Source organism: Comamonas avium (assembly GCF_014836675.1).
In the GTDB taxonomy this organism is placed as follows: domain Bacteria; phylum Pseudomonadota; class Gammaproteobacteria; order Burkholderiales; family Burkholderiaceae_C; genus Comamonas; species Comamonas avium.
Map to the genome: position 1 here is coordinate 311840 of NZ_JACSQK010000003.1, position 20258 is coordinate 332097.

14 protein-coding genes and 1 pseudogene are annotated in these 20258 nt (G+C 59.8%); 3 read left to right on the forward strand and 12 right to left on the reverse strand.

The annotated features are described in order from the left end of the window. Nucleotides 1-1381: 1381 nt before the first annotated feature. From H9646_RS18630 to H9646_RS06675, 3 genes and pseudogenes are all read right to left on the reverse strand, one after another. Nucleotides 1382-2023: pseudogene (locus tag H9646_RS18630) on the reverse strand (OmpA family protein); the annotation flags it as partial. Then, on the reverse strand, nt 2024-3919 hold the full coding sequence (locus H9646_RS18635) for an SdrD B-like domain-containing protein (RefSeq protein WP_318244910.1): 1896 nt from the start codon (nt 3917-3919) through the stop codon (nt 2024-2026). After that, nucleotides 3897-6137 carry a DUF7933 domain-containing protein gene (locus H9646_RS06675; protein WP_449720073.1) on the reverse strand — a complete coding sequence of 747 codons (2241 nt, stop codon included), beginning with the start codon at nt 6135-6137 and terminating at the stop codon, nt 3897-3899. Before H9646_RS06675 ends, H9646_RS18635 begins: the two co-directional genes overlap by 23 nt. Here H9646_RS06675 and H9646_RS06680 point away from each other — a divergent pair. Next, nucleotides 6118-7389, forward strand: a complete 1272-nt coding sequence (locus tag H9646_RS06680) for a hypothetical protein (protein ID WP_449720074.1) — start codon at nt 6118-6120, stop codon at nt 7387-7389. The two genes, H9646_RS06675 and H9646_RS06680, sit on opposite strands and share 20 nt — an antisense overlap. Before the next feature lie 212 nt (nt 7390-7601). On the opposite strand, the gene H9646_RS06685 is transcribed toward H9646_RS06680, so the two are convergent. Next, entirely contained in the window at nt 7602-8627 is a 1026-nt protein-coding gene (locus H9646_RS06685; RefSeq protein WP_191722567.1) for a serine/threonine protein kinase, read from the reverse strand. Between the two features lie 204 nt (nt 8628-8831). Further along, nucleotides 8832-9497, reverse strand: a complete 666-nt coding sequence (locus H9646_RS06690) for a helix-turn-helix transcriptional regulator (protein ID WP_191722568.1) — start codon at nt 9495-9497, stop codon at nt 8832-8834. 88 nt (nt 9498-9585) lie between these two features. Between H9646_RS06690 and H9646_RS06695 the strand changes: the two genes are divergently transcribed. Both H9646_RS06695 and H9646_RS06700 read left to right on the forward strand, forming a co-directional pair. Continuing rightward, nucleotides 9586-11037 carry an MFS transporter gene (locus H9646_RS06695; RefSeq protein ID WP_191722569.1) on the forward strand — a complete coding sequence of 484 codons (1452 nt, stop codon included), beginning with the start codon at nt 9586-9588 and terminating at the stop codon, nt 11035-11037. Between the two features lie 279 nt (nt 11038-11316). Next, nucleotides 11317-11511 carry a heavy-metal-associated domain-containing protein gene (locus H9646_RS06700; RefSeq protein WP_191722570.1) on the forward strand — a complete coding sequence of 65 codons (195 nt, stop codon included), beginning with the start codon at nt 11317-11319 and terminating at the stop codon, nt 11509-11511. A 166-nt stretch (nt 11512-11677) separates the two neighbouring features. On the opposite strand, the gene cueR is transcribed toward H9646_RS06700, so the two are convergent. The 7 genes from cueR to H9646_RS06735 all read right to left on the reverse strand — a co-directional run bounded on the left by cueR (nt 11678) and on the right by H9646_RS06735 (nt 19823). Beyond that, complete coding sequence (gene cueR, locus H9646_RS06705; RefSeq protein WP_191722571.1) at nt 11678-12124, reverse strand: Cu(I)-responsive transcriptional regulator; 447 nt, start codon at nt 12122-12124, stop codon at nt 11678-11680. 21 nt (nt 12125-12145) lie between these two features. Then, nucleotides 12146-14644, reverse strand: coding sequence for a heavy metal translocating P-type ATPase (locus H9646_RS06710; RefSeq protein WP_191722572.1), 2499 nt, complete (start codon nt 14642-14644; stop codon nt 12146-12148). A gap of 367 nt (nt 14645-15011) precedes the next feature. Then, nucleotides 15012-16190 carry a thiolase family protein gene (locus H9646_RS06715; protein WP_191722573.1) on the reverse strand — a complete coding sequence of 393 codons (1179 nt, stop codon included), beginning with the start codon at nt 16188-16190 and terminating at the stop codon, nt 15012-15014. After that, the gene (locus tag H9646_RS06720) at nt 16181-17689 is read right to left on the reverse strand and encodes an AMP-binding protein (protein WP_191722574.1); all 1509 of its coding nucleotides are present in this window, start codon (nt 17687-17689) and stop codon (nt 16181-16183) included. Before H9646_RS06720 ends, H9646_RS06715 begins: the two co-directional genes overlap by 10 nt. Further along, a complete protein-coding gene (locus tag H9646_RS06725) occupies nt 17677-18270 on the reverse strand; it encodes a biotin transporter BioY (RefSeq protein ID WP_191722575.1) in 594 nt (197 codons plus the stop codon). Before H9646_RS06725 ends, H9646_RS06720 begins: the two co-directional genes overlap by 13 nt. A 13-nt stretch (nt 18271-18283) precedes the next feature. Continuing rightward, the gene (bioB, locus tag H9646_RS06730) at nt 18284-19345 is read right to left on the reverse strand and encodes a biotin synthase BioB (RefSeq protein WP_191722576.1); all 1062 of its coding nucleotides are present in this window, start codon (nt 19343-19345) and stop codon (nt 18284-18286) included. Nucleotides 19346-19523: 178 nt separating this feature from the next. After that, a complete protein-coding gene (locus tag H9646_RS06735) occupies nt 19524-19823 on the reverse strand; it encodes a hypothetical protein (protein ID WP_191722577.1) in 300 nt (99 codons plus the stop codon). Nucleotides 19824-20258: the final 435 nt, after the last annotated feature.

The following is a 20258-nucleotide window of genomic DNA, read 5'->3' on the forward strand; positions in this document are numbered from 1 at the left end:
GGGCACCCATGGTGCCCGGGTCGGCCGCGAAGGCATCCAGACCGGTGCGACGCTCGCCAAACGAGGTTGCATCATTCGAGCGCAGCTTGGCACGCGCGCCGTACAGGCCACGCGAATACTGGATCAGCTCTGAGCCACTCCACGAGGTTTGGAAGTTACCCCACATGACCTGGGAGTCACCCTTGTCCAGACGCACAAAGAACTTGCCCTGGGTTGGGGCGTCGTCCACCGTGGTGCTGTCGTCCCCATAGACGGGGTAGTACACATCGGGATCGATGCGGCGCAGCAGATAGCGCGGGTCTTTCTCGCTGAAGTTATGAAAGAGGTCTTTCAGCGGCTGTTCGCGCGTGTCGGCTGCCGCCGTCAACAGCCAATCACCCTTGATCTTGCCCTTCAGGTAGAAAGCCCCGCGTCCATCCACATAGGTTTCGTTGCGGTAGTGCTGCAGGTCGCTGGTGACCAGCTGTGCCGGGCCGGTGGTCTGGTTTTTGCCCACCGTTAAATCGCCCACTGCGACATAGAACCAGTCGCTGTCCGGGATAGATACATTGCGGCGGAACGTGGCCGTGCGGCCATCGGTGCCAGTCACACTGACATCCACGCTATGTGGGCCTGTAGACAGAATCTGGCGCGCCACAAAGCGGCCCTTGTCATCCACCGGAATCTGCTGGCCCAGCACCGTGACAGCTTCGCCCGGCTTGATCTGCGTGCCGCTGACGGTGATGGTGCCACCGCGCACGGGAATATTGCTGACCTGCAGCGCGTTCTCGCCCCATCCCACCAGCGCTTCGCGGCTGGGTGTGTCCAGATCGTTCAAAGGCCGCTCGCGGGTGGCGACATTGAGCGACTTGGTGGCGGTCTCGTCAAAGCGCCCCTTGGCGTCGTACACGCGCAGCACGTAGATGTATTCGTCCTGCTCCAGCCCTTGCGACTGCACAGGCACAGTCCAGGCGGTGGTCTGGGCCCACTGCAGCGGCAACACGGCCAGAGCCTTGCCATCGGTGGGCTCGCCCTTGCGCAAGATGCGTACCTCAGCCTTATCGATCCAGCTGACGTAGTTGCTCCAGCCTCGGAACTGCGCAGCCTCGCCACGCAGCGTCAGATCCTTGGTAGCCCAGACATTCAACGCTGGCTTGGCAGCCAGATCGTCGTACTTGATCTGAATGTCGGCGCGCTCCAGCGCCACGTCGACACAACGCTGACGATCGGCTTCATTGATGGCCGCGCCAGAAATATCTGCACCATCCACCGTCACGCGAAATGGCAAGTCTTCGGTGCTTTGCACAGCCGCACACTCGTCGGCAGACACAGGCTGCGCAGGCACAACGGCTGCAGGTTCGCTGTCCCACCACATCGCAATTTCCACGCGGCGGTTCTGTGCCATGCCTTGCTGGCTGGCATTGCTAGCCACTGGCATGGTCTGTCCCTTGCCGTCCATGGCTACCGCCTCTGCGGGCAGGCCCAGGCCTTTGCGCAAAAAGCTGGCTACCGCCAAAGAGCGCGCCTCCGACAGCCCCTGATTGTCTGTGAAACGGCGCTTGGCGCGTGGCGACAGACGCTGGCTGTCGGTGTGGCCCACTACAGAAATCTTGACGTTGTGCTTGCCCTTCAACTGCGCCACAACGGCATCGAGCGCAGCCACGGCACCCGGCGTCAGGTCTGCATAACCGGACTCAAACAAAGCGCCCGACTGCCCGCTCTCTGACAAAGCCAGCATCTGCTGTGCAGACCTGGTCGGCAAATGATCTTTGGCAGCACGCATCGCCAGCGCATCGCTGCGCGTCACCCCTGAGGGCAGCTCGTAGGCAAAGCCCTGTGGCACCAGCTCCGCTGGCGGCGGCGTCACTACCACCACCTGGCGTGCGTTGTCCACGCGCTTGCCTTGCTCTGCATGCGCATCCACCGCTTCGGCGGCCCAACTGCTCATGCTGCCCATTAAAACCAGGGTCACGGCACAAGCTACAGACGAACGAGTCCATTCGGGGTGCATCTGAGTGCACCCTTTTTGCATCAACGATTCCATTTAACGCACTCCCTGTCCCTGGTTGTTTTCGAAGGACTCCGTTTCAATCACCAGGGGTGGTGCTTCGTCCTCTTGATCTTTGCTTTGACGCTGCTTGGCCTGCTGCGCATAGCCCGCTTGAATACGCTGGGTCAACGCCTTCAGCCGCTGCTGCGCCACATCCTTGCCTTCACCCGTCATGCGGTAGGCCAGGCGCAGCACCGTGGGGCGTTCTGCCAGCTGCATCAACAACTGCTCCAGCTGGCTGTCCCACTGCGTCGACAGTTGCTTGCCGTCCTGTGCAAAAGCACGGGCATCTACCTCCAGACGCAGCACCTTGTGCACGGTGGCACCAAAGTTCAGCTTCACCATCTTTCCTCGGGTCACCCGCACATCGCGCGGGTTCTCCGTCGTCACGCGGTAGCCAGAAGGCAAGGTGCGCTCATCGAGCTTCATCACAAAGTTGCTGCCACGGTCCGCTTGCGGAATGGCGGCACACGCCACGTGAAAGCGACCATCCGCATCGGTCGTCACCAGCAGGCCACGGGCCGTCACCACGCGCACATTGGGAATGCCGGGCTCGCCCTGGTCCTGGTAGCCGTTGGCATTCTTGTCGTCGAACACCTTGCCGATCAGGTCAGAACAGTCAAACAGCGGGTCTGGCACTACGCGCACCATGGCATTGGCTACGTTCGATATGCGGTCCCCCACAACGTTGTTCAGCGCCCAGGCCTGGTTGATGTATTCACCTTCGCCCACACCAGCACCCACCATCAGCAGCAGCTTGAAGGTTTTTCTCTCGCCGGCAGTAAAGGTCTGGTTCTTCCAGTCCAGCAGACGGCCGCTGACCTCTGGCTCCAGCGGCATACCGTTGTACGTCGCCGAACCCGTGCGATAGCGGAAACCTGGCGGAATGTGGTCCTGCACATTGACGTTACTCAGCGCCGACTGCAGCGTGTTGGTCGCCGTGATGGTGTAGGGCACCAGTTCACCCTTGGTCACATTGACCTTGGGCGATGTCTTGCTCACCACAATGGCTCCGCCCAGGATGGGGTCCAGCGGGATGTGGTTGTTGAGCACGTTATGCGAGTTCATCGCATCAATCTCGAAGCTGAAGTAGTACTGCGTCGTCACCGGCGCTGTCCCGCCCACGCAAGGCACAGACCCCGCAGGTGCATGCAACGGTACGCTGGCTGCAGGCGCATAGCTGCTGGCCTGGATGAGCTCCGGATTGTTCGCGCCTGCACGCACATCCAGTGTGTCGGGCACACAGGCCGGAATCATGGTCGAAGGCGCGGGCAAATACCCGGCTGGCGCTGTCACAGTCAAGGTGTACTTGCCGACCGGTGCGTTGGCATTCAGCCAGAACTGGTACAGGCCATCTGCACCGGTGATTTGGGTGCCGGAACCCGTGCCAAAAATATGCAGTGCCGGATCAAACCCAGCAGGTCCGCTGATCGTTACCACCGCACCCTTGACAGGCTGGCGCGTCACCGCGTCATACACCACACCACTGGGGTCCAGTGGCAGGCTTTGCTGCGTGATGTTGTCACCCGGCAGCAAGGTCAGCCCCGTCAGCACCCCATTTTTGATGGTGGCGCCAGCAGGATTGCCACTGTTGGAGCCTGCTTCATTGGCCTCCTCCGTATCCCGCTCACCCGGCTTTACCGTCGCACCACTCTCATTGGTCACGCCACCCGCATAGATCACACCACCGCTGGCAGGATCCCGGAAGCGCAGCTCATAGCCAGAGCCTGGCGGCAAATCGTTGATCTGGTATTTGCCGTTTTCGTCTGTCAGTACGGAAGCCACCACCACACCATTGCGCACCAGCTCCACCAGCACGCCAGCCACTTTGGGCTCCCCGCCATCGAGCTGGCGGTTGTGGTTGTTGTCACGCCATACAGTGCCACTGATGCGAGCGCCCTTGGCCCACGGGCACGGGGTCTTTCACCGTATTGTTGCTGTCCAGCCCCGGCGGCTCGTTCACATTGCGCACTTGCGCCGTGTTCACTGCAATCGTGCCGTCCAGGGCATCGTCCGAGCGAACTTTGATGGTGATGGGGTTGCCATCGCTGCCAGCCTCAATCGGCGTGTTACTGGTGCAGGTAATCACTACCGCGCCCACTGCTCCCGTACAGGCCCACCCTGTGCCATACGCCGCAGCCCCCAGCGTCATGCCGTGGGGCAAGGTATCCACCACCGTAATGGTGCCCTGCGTGGGCTGTCCGCCCACGTTGTGCGGGGTGATGGTAAACACACCCAAAATGTCCGAGCCAGCGGCAAACGACTCGCCCTCATGCGTCTTCTTGATAGCAAGGTCAGCCGCGTCACCGGGTTTTTCTGCGAAATTATTTTCTGCAGACGCTTTGTTATTGCCTTTTAGATCGATAGTGGCAATCGTGCTGACCTTGCCAGCACTCGGGTCTGCAGCTGTAACCAAGCCACCTGTGGTGCCCGGAACCGTCCTGCCTTCGGCCGTACCTTGAGGCTGGTTGGGCTGGGTGACGGTATACGTGCCTTCCGGCAAATTTTCGAAGCGGTAGTTACCGCTGGCATCCGTGTCCACTTCGCGGTAAATGGGGTTGCCCGCAACATCTGTGCCGTTCAAGACAATTTTTTGCTTGGCAATGCCATAGTCCTTGTCGTTGAACAGTCCATCGTCACCGAAGTCCAAGAACACCTTGCCCGCAATGCTGCGCGAGGAAGGGATCTCTGCGAAATTGTTCTCCTTGGACACCGTGTTGGGCGGCAGCGTGACATCAGTAATCCGGCTGGTATTGCCTTCGGTATTCGGATTCGACGGCGTGCCTCCTGTTGTCCCTGGCACAGTCTTTCCATTGCTGGTTCCTGCAGGCTGTTCAGGCTGCACCACGGTGTATTTACCGGGTGGCAGGTCATCCAAGCGGTAGCTGCCGTCGGGGCCCGTGGTTGTCGTACACGGTGTTCTGGACACACCAGCCACCGAGCACGTCGCAGGCTGGCCCTGTTCATTGAGCAACTCAATGGGAACACCCGCAATCCCCTGATCCGATCCGTCGAGCAAGCCATTGTTGTTCGAATCGACAAACACCTTGCCGGTGATGCTGGAGTAGCCAATTTCCGGGAAATCATTGCCCGTGCTGCCCGCCACTTGGCCTGCCGTATCAACCAATATGATGCCGGCAATCTGGCTGCTGGTCGTGGATGCATTGGATGCAGTTCCCGGGGTGCCAGAACCCACGCTGATTGAACCCGCCTGCGGCACCGCGTTGGCAGTTCCTGCTGGCTGTCCGGGTTGGCACACGGTGTACTCACCTGCATCCAAATCGGCAAACAGATAATTGCCCAAGGCATCGGTTTTGACCGTCTTCAGCGGTGTGCCCGAACAGCTGCTTCCCTGGTGCAAATTGATGGTCTCTCCGGCAAGCGGGGTGTCCTTACCCGGGTCAAACTGACCACCCGTCAGTTCGTTGTCCTTGAACACCTTGCCGGAAATCGCCCCCTTGGCACTCACACTCAGCACAGCATTGGCTGGCTCAGGGTTCTTGCCCACATTGGTCTCCAGCCCACCGGCAGGAATGGTGTTGTTGTAATTACCAGCCACGCTTCCGGCCAGTACCTGCACAGTGATGTAGCAACCGCCCGCTGGCACCGTAGCACCGCTCTTGAATGTGATGGACGATGCGCCGGCCACCGCAGTGACTTGTGTTTGCACGCTTGGGCAGGTACCTGCCACCCCAGGCGTACTGGCAACCTTCATCTGTTGCGGCATGGCAGGCAGGGCGTCCACCATGTCTTTGCTCAAGGTAATGGCCGCTGCGTTGTCATTGGTGATGCGGATCGTCAAAGTGGATTCGCCATTGGCGGCCACCACAGCCGGAGAGAACTGCTTGCTGACCAATGGCGGCGTGCTCACCACCAGCTCGGCGCTGGTGCTGTCCTCATTGCGTACGCCTTCCTGGCTGGTCACCCCTCCGCTAGGGATGGTGTTCACGTACGTGCCAGGCGTATTGCTCAGCACATCCACTGTCACCGTGCAACTGCCTTTGGCAGGCAAGCTGGCGCCCGTCAGTCGCACTTCGCGCGCAGATGCCGGGGCCGTAACCACACCACCGCTGCAGGTTGTGGAGGCCTTGGGAAACGGTACACGCACCGACTTGCAACTGCGTGCCGATTACGTGCCGCTCAAAGACGGTGGCAAGCCCGCAGAGAAGGAAGACTGGTCGCTCTATGGCTTTGTGCAAGGCACGCTGGAGCGCAGTCAAGAGCGTGACGCGAACAACCGCGCTGGTGTTGGTGGCCAGTTGCGTCTGAATGATCGCTGGGCACTGAATGCCGAGGCCTCGGGCGGCAACCTGGGTGCAGGCGGCATGCTGGGTGCGGACTACCGCATCAGCGATCGCAGCAATGCGTATCTGAACTACCGTCTGGAAAGTGAAAACCCCGACACTAACTACCGTGGCCGCTACGGCAGCTGGGTGACTGGCAGCAACTATCGCTTGAACGACACCACCCGCCTCTTTGGTGAGGTACGCGCTACCGATGGTGCAGGCTCGCAAAGTCTGGTGCAGGCTTTTGGCGTGGATCTGGCACCCAACGACCGCTGGAGCTTCGGAACCAAGATGGAGTTTGGCACCATCAGCGACGCGCTGGGTGGCGACTACGACCGCAAGGCCGTGGGTTTTTCGACCAGCTACAAGTTTGACGGTGTGAAGTACGCAGGTGCTGTAGAACTGCGCCGCGACAAGAACACCAATGGCCAGACGCGTGACACCTGGCTGATGCGTAACAGCTATGGCCAGCAGCTGACACCGGCGTGGCGTCTGCTGGGCAAGTTCAATATTTCGCGCAGCAGCAATTCAGAGGGTGCGTTCTACGACGGCAACTTCCACGAAGCCGTGATTGGCGCGGCTTACCGCCCGGTGGACAATGACCGCTGGAACACTTTGGTCAAGCTGACCAGTTACAACAACGTGCCCACGGCTGGTCAGCTCGATAGCAACGGGCAAGTGGCCGACTATGCACAAAAGAGCCAGATTTTCGCGGTGGACACCATCTGGGACGTCAAACCGTGGGTCTCTCTGGGCTTCAAGTACGGCCTGCGCGTGGGCAAGCTGCGCATGAACAAGGTGGATGGCCCCTGGTTCTCCAGCCGAGCAGATCTGGTGGTATTGCGCGCCGACTGGCACTGGGTGCATGAGTGGGACATCGTGACCGAGGTGCGCAATCTGCGCGCCAAGGAAGCGCAAGATGCTCGCGCGGGCGCACTGGTCGCTGTCTACAGGCATGTGGGCAAGCATGTGAAGGCGGGCGTGGGCTACAACTTCACCAACTATTCTGACGACTTGACCGATCTTTCCTACCGCAGCCGTGGCTGGTTCATCAATGTGCTGAGTACGTTCTGAGCTGGCGCATCTGCGCGTTGTTTCTGGGCTCTAGTAAGTGCCTTCCCGCTCAGGCGGGAAGGCTTTTTTTATGAGCCGGATAAAAACGGCGAAAGGTAAATGCTCTGGCCTGGACGTTTGCAGGACGGGCCTGTTGAATGGGTCTTCGCATGGAGCGACCAGCGGCTTGAGCGATGGGAGGCCTTGTGTCACCCGGTGGTTTTTAACGGTCTTCAGATATACAGAGGTTCGTCTTGCATGGCCTGCAGCTGCTCTTGCAGGGTGGCGGTTTGTTCGAGCCAATATGTTTCAGTCCCGAACCAGGGAAAGGCACGCGGAAAAGCGGGATCGCTCCAGCGCTGGTCCAGCCATGCACTGTAGTGAATCAGGCGCAGTGTGCGAAGTGGCTCAATCAGTGCCAGCTCTCGCCGGTCAAACGCACGCATTTGTTCATAACCTTCTACCAAGGTCGAAAGTTGCTGGCTGCGCTGCATGCGATCGCCTGACAGCAGCATCCACAGGTCCTGCACGGCAGGGCCCATGCGTGCATCGTCCAGATCCACAAAATGCGGGCCACCTCTGCCATCCGCATCTACGGGGGACCACAGAATGTTGCCCGGGTGGCAGTCACCATGCAGGCGAATGCTGCGGTAAGGGGTAGATTGCAGCGTGTGTGCAGCTTGCGCAAGGGCGGCTTCGCATGCCGGTTGCCAGCGCTGGCGCACATGAGGCGGCATGTCGGCATGCTGCAAGAGCCATTGCATGGGCTGCATACCCATGGTTTGCACGTCCAGCGGCGGGCGGGAGGTGAAACTTTTTTTCTCACCAGTCACATGCAAGCGGGCCAGAAAGCGGCCAATCCACTCCAGGGTGTCCCAGTCTTCCAGCTCGGGCGTTCGTCCACCGCGCCAAGGGCTGATGCTGAACGCAAAACCTGCGTGGTGGTGCAGCGTGGCAGCCTGCAATGGCAGGGGGGCGATCACCGGCACTTCGGCCTGTTGCAGCTCTTTGGCAAACGCATGTTCTTCTTGAATCTGTGCGTCGCTCCAGCGGCCAGGTCGATAGAACTTGGCAACCACTTTGTCGCAGCCCTCTACCGGCTTGTCCAGACAAGCCTGGTACACACGGTTTTCGTAGGAGCCAAGCGCCTGCAAACGACCATCTGGCCATAAGCCTGCGGCATTGAGCGCGTCCAGCACGCAGTCGGGCGTCAGGGCGTCGTAGGGATGAGAGGCGTCAGCAGTTTGGGTGTGGCTCATACGATCAGATTGTCGTGCGCCTTCAATGATGGACAAGCTCAGTACGTTTCAATCTGTATGCTGCGTCAGGTGATTGGCCCGCAGGCGATCCTGTGCCGGCACTCAGCGGTGCTCGATGTGAAGATCAAGCGTGCTGCAGACGCTGCCCCGGCTGCGCAGTTGCGCCTTCAAAGATGGAATGTCTCGTGGGTGCTGAGAGGGGGCTCAGAGGGTGCTGACGGCACTGCGGGCGGGGCGTATCTGATAGACGCAGCGCTGGCCACCTTCCAGCAGGTATTCTCCACGCTCTACCGTAGCCAGGTGGCCCACGACTTCCTGGAAGAGACATTGTTCGGATCTGCAAAATCCACGGCAGCTCTGTGCTGCGGCACAGATCGGGCAGTGGTTTTCCACCAGAAGCCAGCCCTCGCCATGTGGCTCCACATGTGCCATGTAGCCTTCAAGGGTTCGAATTTTGGCCAGCTGCTCGAGCCGTTGCGGTAAATCTTGCGCCGTGCATGCCTGGGCGTAGCGTGTACGGGCATCGACTTCTCTGTCTGTAATGAGTTCATCGAGTCCGCGTTCACCAAACAATTTCCGGATGGAACCAATGAGCTGCACGGTCAGCTGGGCATGTGCATCGGGAAAGTAACGCTGCCCGGCTGGCGTCAAAGTCCATAACTGGCGGGGACGCCCGGCCCCCTTTGGTGGCTGCGTTGTGCCCTGTACCAGCTCTTGCTCCACCAGCTTGTTGATCTGCTGTCGCGCTGCTTCCGGGGTCATTTGCAGCGCCTTTGCCAAGGCGCTGGTGCTGACGGGTGCCAGGCGCTTCATCGTTTCGAGCATGCGCAATGCAGAAGGTGCATCAGAAGAGGTGGCGTGTGATGGCATTTATTTATGCAAGTTATTGCTTTGTTTATTTGGGGCTTGCTCTTTTATCAAAGAGAATACTTGCATTATTCTGGTGCAAAAGAAACATATGACAAGCATGACATCCAAAGAGCCCACCATTGCAGTGGCAGACGGTCCATCTGGCAGCTGGGGCGCATTGCTGGGGCGAGCACACGGGCTGACGGCGCTGGCACTGACCGGAGCCGTCGCAATGCACGCGATCAATGTGCATATTGTGACCACAGTCCTGCCCTCGGTAGTGCAGGAAATTGGTGGTCTGCAGTGGTATGCATGGAGCACAACGCTGTTTGTCGTGGGATCGATCATCGGTGCTGCACTGTCTGTGAAGCTGATGGCTTGCAGTACGGCCAGAGGCGCGATGGTGGGAGCGTTGCTGGTGTTTGCGCTGGGTACGCTGGTCTGTGCCACCGCAGCCAGCATGCCTGCCATGTTGCTGGGGCGCACGGTGCAAGGGCTAGGTGGCGGTGTGGTGGGGGCCTTGAGCTATACCTTGATTCGCATGGTGTTTCCACCGCATTTGTGGCCGCGAGCGATTGCACTGGTCTCGGGGATGTGGGGTATTGCAACCTTGAGCGGGCCTGCAGTGGGGGGCTTGTTTGCACAGTCCGGCCACTGGCGCTGGGCTTTCTGGGCCTTGTTGCCCCTGCTGGCGGCACAGATGCTTTTGGTGTTTCGGCAGTTGAACCCTGAGCGCATGCTGCAGCCCGTCAGCGTGACTGGCAGCGGTATTGCAACGCGGCAGATTGCTTTCCTGGCGCTGTCTGTCTTGCTGATTGCAACGGCCAGTGTGGTGACGGGTTCGGCACTGCAATGGCTCAGTGTCTTGGCGGGCTTGCTGGTGGGTGGCCTGGCGCTGAGCACTGAGCGGCAGGCCGCAGCTCGTTTGCTGCCACGAGGTGGTACGTCCATTGGGCACCCGCTGGGCATGCTCTATGCCGTGGTGGCCCTGCTTTTGATGGGCACGATGACCGAGATTTTTGTCCCTTATTTTCTGCAGCATCTGCATGGGCTTCAGCCTTTGACAGCGGGCTACGTCACTGCGTTGCTGGCAGGCGGGTGGTCATTGGCCTCCGTGTTTTTCTCCGGAAAATCAGGTGCCACGGTACGCAGACTGATGGTTGCCGGGCCTGCGATAGGTGCTACTGGTTTGGTTGTGCTTGCAATGGCCATACCTTCCCAGGGAACGTGGGCACTGAGCATCTGCGCAGTGGCGTTGGCGGCCATTGGCCTGGGAGTAGGGATGGCCTGGCCCCATGTGCTCAATGCCATCATGCACAGCGCTGACAAGGATGATGCCGACGTGGCTGCATCTGCGATCACTACGGTGCAGCTGTATGGCATGGCCGTGGGGGCAGCTTTGGTGGGCTTGGTGGCCAATGCCACGGGGGTGTCTACACAGACGGAGCCGGGTGCGCTGGGCAATGGCGCAATGTGGATTTTTGGCTTGTTTGCACTGTTTCCTGCAATGGGCGTTTTCTACATGTGGCGCTTCTTGAAAGCCTCGCACAGATCGGTGTGACGCAAGCGCCGGGTTGCGTGTATTGAGCGTTTGAGCTGCACCCGAGCGAACCACATGCAGCTGGTTCTAGCTCGTACATGAGCGTAGATTGTGGCCAAAGACACATAGCCAAAGGCATCAGCGTGCTTTGCGTGGTGCCCAAGAGTCAAAGTCACTGGAACCTGTGGTGGTCAAGTGTGGTGCCAGCTACTGATTTGAATTGAATTTGAAGTGCTGCTTGACCTTCTCACGGTGGTAAGCCTTAGTCTGCTGCTACTACATTTTTCAAGGAGTTTTCTGATGCAATTTCAAATCAACAGCATGACTTGCGGTGGCTGTGCAGGCAAAGTGACAAAAGTGATTCATTCGATCGATGCCGATGCCAAGGTGACCATCGATATACCTGCGCACCTGGTGCAAGTTCAGACATCTGCTTCGCAAGACGCAGTAGCAGCGGCCCTGACAGAGGCCGGTTATCCGCCAGCAGTGGCCTGAAAGACATAGCCCGTCTGCGTGTGAGCGCAAACGGGCTATGTGGAAAAAATAATGGCGCTATCTTGCGCCATTTTTGTATCCAGAACACCTTGCCGAGTGTCTAGTCGTTCGCGCGCTAGAGGTGCGCGCTGCATGCGTAAATTTGAGGCCCAGCCTCACTGCTATTTCAATGCCGCAGAGCGGATACAGAGCGCTGTTTTTTTGCCGAATCTGCCTGCATATTTTCTGGCTTTTCAAGGCCTGCAAGGATGGGGCAATCTGGTCGATCGTCCCCTGCACAGCAAGCGGTCAAGGCCTGCAAGGTGTCGGCCATCTGGCGCAGGTCTTCGATGCGGCGATGAAGATCGTCAATGTGCTGCTGCGCCACGCGCTTGACGTCAGCGCTCTTGCGTGAACGGTCACGCCACAATCCCAGCAGGTCATGGATTTCTGCGACAGCAAACCCCAGGTCTCGGGCTCTGCGGATGAAGCGCAGCATATGAATATCGGATTCAGTGTAAGCACGGTAACCTGAGTCCGTGCGGCTGGCGGCTGGGATCAGACCCACAGATTCGTAGTAACGAATCATCTTGGCCGAAACTCCGCAAGCCTTGGCGGCTTGACCAATATTCATAAGTACTCCTTGGCTGTCTGATCAAGCCTGGGCATCAGCGCTTTGCGGTGCCTTGAACCCACGCAGGCGCAAGGCATTGCCCAGAACAAAGACGCTGGATAAAGCCATGGCACCTGCCGCATATATGGGTGACAGCAATACGCCATAGGCGGGGTAGAGGACGCCAGCGGCCACGGGAATCAACAGGGTGTTGTAAGCAAACGCCCAGAAGAGATTCTGGTGAATATTTCCAATCGTGGCTTTTGACAGGGCAATGGCGTTGGGGACGCCTTGCAGGCTGCCGGACATCAATACGACGTCAGCGGCCTCTATGGCCACATCTGTGCCCGTTCCAATCGCCAGGCCCACATCAGCAACCGCCAGTGCTGGGGCATCGTTGATGCCGTCACCGACAAACGCTACATGACCATGTGCCTGCTTCAGGCGCTCGATGGTCTGAACTTTGCCCTCGGGCATCACCTCGGCCACCACCTCGTCAATACCGAGCTTGGCGGCAATAGCTTGCGCGGTGCGCTGGTTGTCGCCGGTGATCATGATGACCTTGAGGCCCAGTGCGTGCAGTGCAGCAATGGCATCTGGCGTACTCGCTTTGATGGGGTCTGCAACGGCAACCACTGCAGCCAGCTTGCCATCCACCGCAACGTACAGGGGGGATTTGCCTTCTGCTGCCAAACGTTGTGCGGTGCTGTCAAACACGGTGACGTCCAAGCTCAGTGAACGCATGTAGCGGTCGGCGCCCACTTCAACGCGCTGGCCGTCAGCGATGGCGTGCACGCCCATGCCCGTGATGGATTCAAAGTCAGTCAGCTCAGGCAGCGTAAGGCCCTCTTGCTGCGCCGCCTCTACGATGGCGCGGGCGATGGGGTGCTCCGAGCGAGACTCCACAGCCGCCATGAGCGCCAGCACTTGTGCGCGCTCAAAGCCTTGCAGCACTTCCAGATCGGTCAATGCGGGGCGCCCTTCGGTCAGGGTGCCGGTTTTGTCAACGGCAATCGCCTTGGCGTTCTTGAGCAGCTGCAAGGCTTCGCCTTTGCGAAACAAGATGCCCAGCTCTGCGCCGCGCCCAGTGCCCACCATGATGGAGGTCGGGGTAGCCAGTCCCATGGCGCATGGGCAGGCAATGATCAGAACCGCCACAGCGTTGACCAGTGCGAAGCTCAGCGCGGGGGATGGGCCAAACACCAGCCATACGAGAAACGTCAGCAAAGCTGCGCCGATGACCGCTGGCACAAACCATAAAGTGACTTTGTCCACCACCGCCTGAATAGGCAGCTTGGCCCCCTGGGCTTGCTCGACCAGACGGATGATCTGGGCCAGCACGGTATGCCCGCCGACAGCGGTTGCCTGCATGGTGAAGGCACCTTTTTGGTTGACGGTGCCGCCGACCAGCGAACTGCTGGGGATTTTCTCGACAGGAACAGGCTCGCCGGTAATCATGGACTCGTCCACATAGCTTCGGCCTTCCAGCACGGTGCCGTCCACAGGTACACGTTCGCCGGGGCGCACTTCGACTGTGTCGCCAGTCACCACTTCTGCCAGCGCAATGTCCATGCGCTGGCCATTGCGGATGACGTGTGCTGTCTTGGCTTGCAGTCCGACCAGCCTCTGGATGGCTTGCGAGGTACGCCCTTTGGCGCGAGCTTCCAGAAAACGACCCAGCAATATCAGGGCCACAATGACCGCTGCCGCCTCATAGTAGACATTGACGGTGCCTGCGGGCAGCAGGTGGGGCAGGAACGTTGCCACGACCGAATACATATACGCAGCCAAAGTGCCAACGGCCACCAGGGAGTTCATATCCGGGGCGGCCCGCAGCAGGGCGGGAATGCCCTTGAGATAAAACCGGCGACCGGGGATCAGCAGCACGAGGGTGGTCAACGCAAACTGCAAATACCAGCTCGCTTGCATGCCCAAAGAGGTCATGACCCAATGGTGCATGGCCGGAATCATGTGGGAGCCCATTTCCAGCACAAAGACCGGCAGCGCCAGCACCGTGGCAATCAGCAGGTCGCGTTGCAGGGCTGCGCGCTCTGCATCTTTCTGCGCAGTGGCAGCCTCATCGGTATTTTGTGCAAAGGCGTCGATGGCCCGGCCCGGATAGCCGGCCTTTTCGAGCGCGGCCAGCAGATGCTCTACTGGCGCCACGCCGCGCACCGTTGCCCGCTCGGTGGCCAGATTCACGCTGGCTTCAGAGACACCGGGGACTGCCTTGAGGGCCCGTTCGACGCGCCCCACGCAGGAGGCGCAGGTCATGCCCTCGATGGCCAGCTCTGTGGTGCGGGCGGGTACTTCGTAGCCAGCTTTTTCGATGGTGTGAACGACAGCCATGATGTCCAGACCGCCATTCGATGCAAGATGAACCCGCTCGGTGGCTAAGTTGACAGACACCTGGTCAATACCGCTGAGTTTGCGCAGTGCCGATTCAACCCTGCCGACACAGCTGGCACAGCTCATGCCTTCGACAGGCAGGCTGATCTCTGCGGCACGGGACAGGCTTTGATTTTGACTTGGCTGGTTCATGTTCTTTACTCATGCTCATTGCAATGGTGCGTAGCGTAAAGGTTGACATCATTGGAAGGTCAAGCGCAGGGGGTAAAAAATAACCTTCCTTCCTTCCTTCCTTCCTTCCTTCTTTTTTCTAGTCTGTCTGGCATGGCATGGGCGGCAGAGCGGGCAGCGTGCAGCAGCCACAACCAGTGCATGACAACTTTTTGCCAGCACGGGTACGCCAAAAATCACAAAAACACATGCTGTGCAGCCTGGGTACAAGCTTTGCGGTGGCCGGTCAGCAAGCCCGTCTTGATGCCTGCAGGAGGTGCGTGGTCATGACTTTACGGTACATGCGGGCATGGGCCTTGTTTTTAAAGACACAGGTGCCTGGGATGCTTTATGGCAACCATGGGCCGATCAGTGCTGCCGTGCCAAGCCCGCCTGCACCGGCTGCGCAGGCCATGGCATAAGGCTGCTGTGCCGTGGCGCAGTGGCTCCAGGTGGCGAGGGCGCGCACAAACGCGATGGCTGCAGATGCGCCAATGGGGTGGCCGCGCGCCAGGCCGCCGCCTGCGGGGTTGAGCTGCTCGCTGCGTAGTCCCAGCGCACGGGCAAAGAGCAAGCCTTGAACGGCAAAAGCATCGTGCAGTTCGACGTTGCTCAATGCCTGCGCACTCAGTGCGTGGCGCTGCAGCAAGTGCTGAGCGGCGATATGTGCGCACAGAAGTGGTGCTTCAGGGGCTGCGCCCAGGTTGCTGGCACCTAGCCATGCCGCTTTGGGCTGCAAGTTCCAGCGTTTACAGGCCTGCGGGCTGGCCAGCAACACCAGTGCTGCGCCATCCGCCTGTGCAGAAATGGCCACAGCCTGCAAGCTGCAATCAATGCGGGCAGCCGAGTGGATGCCTCGCACCACAGGCATGCGTGCCACGCGCTGTGCTTGCAATGAACGGGGATAAACGTCTTGCGTGATGCCGGCAATGGGGACGATCTCTTGCATCAGCTGCGCCGCGTGGGATACGGCACGTTCGTGGCTGGCAATGGCATAGCGGTTTTGTTCAGCGCGGCTGATCTGCATGCGCTGGGCCACGGCCGCTGCGGCATCGAGCATGTCGGGGTCACGCTCGGGCCACGGGCTGAAAGCGGGTTGCAGGTAGGCCTGCGCAGGCTGGTCCGCGTTCAACGGGCGGTGCATGCGCAGCGGTGCGCGGCTCCACGCTTCGACACCGCCAGCGATGACGATGTCTGCATGACCCAGTGCCAGCCAGCCACAGGCCAGCGTGATGGCGTCCAGGCCCGAGCAGCACTGGGTGTCCACCGTGACGGCAGGCACCGATTGCGGCAATCCTGCGGCCAGCGCCAGCAGCCTTGCGGGGTTGCCGCCTGCGGCCAGGGCATTGCCAATGACCACGCCATCGACGGCATGCGCTGGCACGCCACTTTGCTGCAGCAAATGCTGCAGCACAGGCGCTGCCAGGGCGTGGGGCGACAGTGCTTTGAAGGCCCCGTTGACAGGCACCACCGGCGTGCGCGCGCAGCCCACAATGGGCCATGCGGTGGTGGCTGGATTTATCGCCATGGCTGTAAGTGGGGCGAAGGGCGCCCTTGGTGGGCTGCCTGCAGGGTGGCCAGCAATGTCTCATGGTCTGTCTTGCCGCTGCGTGTCTGGGGCCATGGACCTTGCCAGACCCACCACCGCCGGGGCGCTTTGTAAGCATCCAGAGTGCTGCGGCACCATTGCACGAGCGCCAAAGCGCCCGGCCAAGGTTCAGCGGCTGCTGCATCGGGGGTGCGCCACTGCAAGACGGCGTGCACCTGTGTGCCGCGCAAGGTATCAGGCAATGCCTGTACGCTGGCGTGGGCCACGTCAGGGTGGCTGAGCAGGTGTTGCTCCACCTCTTCGGGGAACAGGTTTTTTCCCTTGGTGACCAGCATGCGTTTTTCGCGCCCATACAGATGCAGTTGCCCGTTTGCGTCGATACGGCCCATGTCTCTGACGGACAGCCAGGGCCCTGACTGCTGTGCAGCAGAGCCGTCTGCAGCATGTACATAGTCCATGAACTGCATAGGACTGCGCACCCAGATGGGTTGTGCCTGGGTGGTTTCAGCGCTGTGCTCGGGGTGCTGGGCAGCGCGCAGCTGCACGTTGCTAAAGGGCTGGCCTACCGCTTGCGCAGGGGTGTCGGCCCGGGCCTCCATCCATGTGATGAAGCTGGCCTCTGATGCCCCGTAAAACTCAATGATGCGTGCCTGTGGAAAGAGGGCTTTGAGTGCGCCAGAGTGCTCCCGCAGCCAGCGTGCGCCACTGATCAGTACCAGTTTGACTTGGGGCTGCGGGGGCAGCGCATGGCGCTGTGCGTACTGCAGCACCAGCAGCAGCTGGCTGGGCACAGCCACCACAGCGCATGCGCTTGTGGATGCCACGTCCAGCAAGGTCTGTGCGACAGAAAACTGGTTTTGCACCGTGGCACCTGTGCCCATCCAGATGCCCATCAAGGCACCAAACAGGAACAGAGAATGCGTCATCTGCCCGGGCGAGAGGATGTGCTGGTGCATGTCCTGCCCCAGGTCCGCTAGGCCCACGCGAAAGCTTTCTGCCCATGACAGGTGATGGCGTCTGAAGCCCTTGGGCTGGCCTGTGCTGCCCGAGGTAAAACCCACGTAAAACGGCTGAAGCTGTGCGGGCGTATCCGGGGGGGCGGCAGGCAGGCTGGTCAGGCTGGCCTGTACGGCATGCAGCACGTGATCGGGCCACTGTGCATCGCCAATGGCAGCACAGCGCCCGCTGCAGTTGGTGGCCAAAAACTCGATGACCATTTCGCACGCGCTCAGGTGCATGGGCAGCAGCGGCGTGTGCCCTGGAGCCTGGCGCTCAATGTCTGCTGCGCGCGTTTGTACCAGCGCATGCAACTGGGCATAGCTCCATTGCTGGGTGTCGCAGCGCAAAGCCGTGGCCTCACCCTGCGTGCCAGCCCAGTAAGCCAGTGGGCCGTGCATGGTCTGGAAGGCGGCAGGCAGTGCGTGGATGCCGCCTGCCGCATCAAACGGCAAGGCTGGCGCAGGCCTCAGGCATGGCATGACGTGCGACCCCCCATGCGCCAGTCCGGCATGGCCTTGGCTACGCTGTGCACAATGGCGGCACACAGCAGCGCCTTGATCAGGTCGCCGGGTACAAACGCCAGGTCAATCCATATCGCTTGTTGCAGTGTCAACTTGGCAAACAGCATCAAGCCTGCAATGCCCAGCAGGTGCAAAAACACAATGCCGCCGAGCGCTGATGCGATGAAAGCGCTGGTTGCTGCCCGGCGTGGGCTGTGTACGGGCAGCCAGCGCATCAGCCAGCCGGTGACGCCAGCGGCCAGTGCGTATCCAACCAGATAGCCTGATGACGGTGTCAGGAAGACGCCCATGCCACCCCGCCCGCCTGCAAGCAAGGGCAGGCCCGCAGCGACAGCAATCAGGAACAGGGTGATGGCCTGAAAGCCGCGCAAACCGCCCAGCAGGCAGCCAGCCAGCATGACGCCCAGTGACTGCAAGGTAATGGGAACGCCAAAGGGCAGATCAATCTTGGGCACCAGGCCCAGTACCGCCATCAGTGCGGCGAAGAGTCCCACATAGGCGACCGATGTCGCATGGTGTCGGCTCAGTGGTGCAGACATGGCGTACTTTCTTTCACGCTTGGCTGGGTGTGCCAGTGGAGGCACCGCGCAGGCCAAGTTTTTGCATCAGGGCTTTGTCGGCGTCAAAGCTGGGGTTGCCGGTGACCAGTAGCTTGTCGCCGTAGAAGATGGAGTTGGCTCCGGCAAGAAAGCACAGCGTCTGAACCGTCTCGCCCAGTTGCTGGCGGCCTGCAGACAGGCGTACACGGGCTTGCGGCATGGTGATGCGAGCAAGTGCAATCACGCGCACAAAGTCCAGCGGGTCAACGGGTTCGCTGTCTGCCAGCGGAGTGCCTGGCACGCGCACCAGGCTGTTGATGGGAACGGAGTCCGGGTAGGGCTGCATATTGGCCAGCTGCGCAATCAGGCCCGCACGGTGCACGGGCAATTCGCCCATGCCAATGATGCCGCCGCAGCACACGCTGATGCCTGAATCGCGCACGGCCTGCAGCGTGTCCAGGCGGTCCTGATACTGGCGCGTGCTGACCACGTCCTGGTAGTACTCGGGGGCTGTGTCCAGGTTGTGGTTGTAGTAGTCCAGGCCGGCAGCGCGCAATGACTGGGCCTGATGGGGCTGGAGCATGCCCAGCGTGGCGCAGGTCTGAAGGCCCAGGCTTTTAACCTCAGCGATGAGTGCGCCCATTTTTTCAATGTCGCGATCCTTGGGCGCTCGCCAGGCGGCCCCCATGCAAAAGCGTGAGGCTCCGGCATCTTTGGCGGCCTGCGCTGCGCTGCGCACCGCATCAATGTCCATCAACTTCTGTGCTTGCACCCCGGTGTCAAATTCTGCGGACTGCGGGCAATAACCGCAGTTTTCCGGGCACCCGCCGGTTTTGACTGACAGCAGCGTTGCCAGCTCAATTTCATTGGCTGGCCAGTGGGCGCGGTGCACCTGCTGCGCTTGAAAGAGCAAATCCATCAGCGGCAAATCCAGCAACGCCTGAATGGCAGGAATCGACCATGTGGATGGCTGCTTGCTGGCAGGTAAATCACTGGCTGCCCGGTGCAGCACGATGGGCTGAGACTGTGCGTGGCCTGCTTCGGATGCGCAGTGGAGAGCGGTGGTGTTGGACATGGCAATGGAAAGTGGCAAAGACTTTTTCCATTCTGGAGCAACCCGGCGAAATGCAAAACGCTGCTGGCTGGCGTTGCTGTTTTCTTGTACTTGGTGGGTTTTTGTGGGGTTTGTGGGTGAAATTAGCGCTTTTTAAGCGACGTTATTGTTTTTCAATTTTCGCAAAAATGTTTTGTCGTTATCTTGGTGTGATCTGTCTGTAAAAAGCTTTATTTCGGCGGGAGTAAAAAATCAGGGTTACAAATCCTGCGAAAGCTATTTTTGAATTTGAGTGCTGATGCATGTTTTTTGATGGTGTTTTGATTGCTTTTGGTTGGTTTTGCTGTTGCATGTCTTTTTGGTTTTTTTGATTAGTTGATTCGTTTGTAAGGTTTTTTACATTTTTGAGGGGGGTGTTGCTGGGCTGGTTTTTGATGGGGAGGGTGACCTTGTGCGGCAGGCCTGCTGGCTGCAATGTGTACACAGAGTTAGAAAACATGAGCTGTTAGCGCTTGATGAAAAATGTTTTCAAAGTGTTTTGTATTTGAAAAGACCAGTGCGTAAGCGCTGGAAGCTCTCTTTTTTGTTATGCATGGAGCCCTGCCAGCCTTTGCCCGGTGCGAGGGGGCGTGAAGCCGCCTTGTGTACGCAGGCGAGGTTGCGAGGGCGCTGCTGCCTGCGGTGCTGGGCGCGTTGGGTGTATGTGGCGCATGCCCAGCACAACGCAGTGTGTGGCGGGGGTAATGCGGTCGCGGTGAATGGCCGTGCGCTAGGCAGGTGCGCTTTCGCCCAAGCAGGGGCATGGGCGCTTGCGTCAGATTTTTGCGACAAGTGCGCCGCGTATTTACAAAGTCTTTACAATGCGATCGATTATGCAATTGAGACTTGTTATCAGTTGCATTGCCTGCCAGCCAAACGGTGTTTTTCCGTTCTA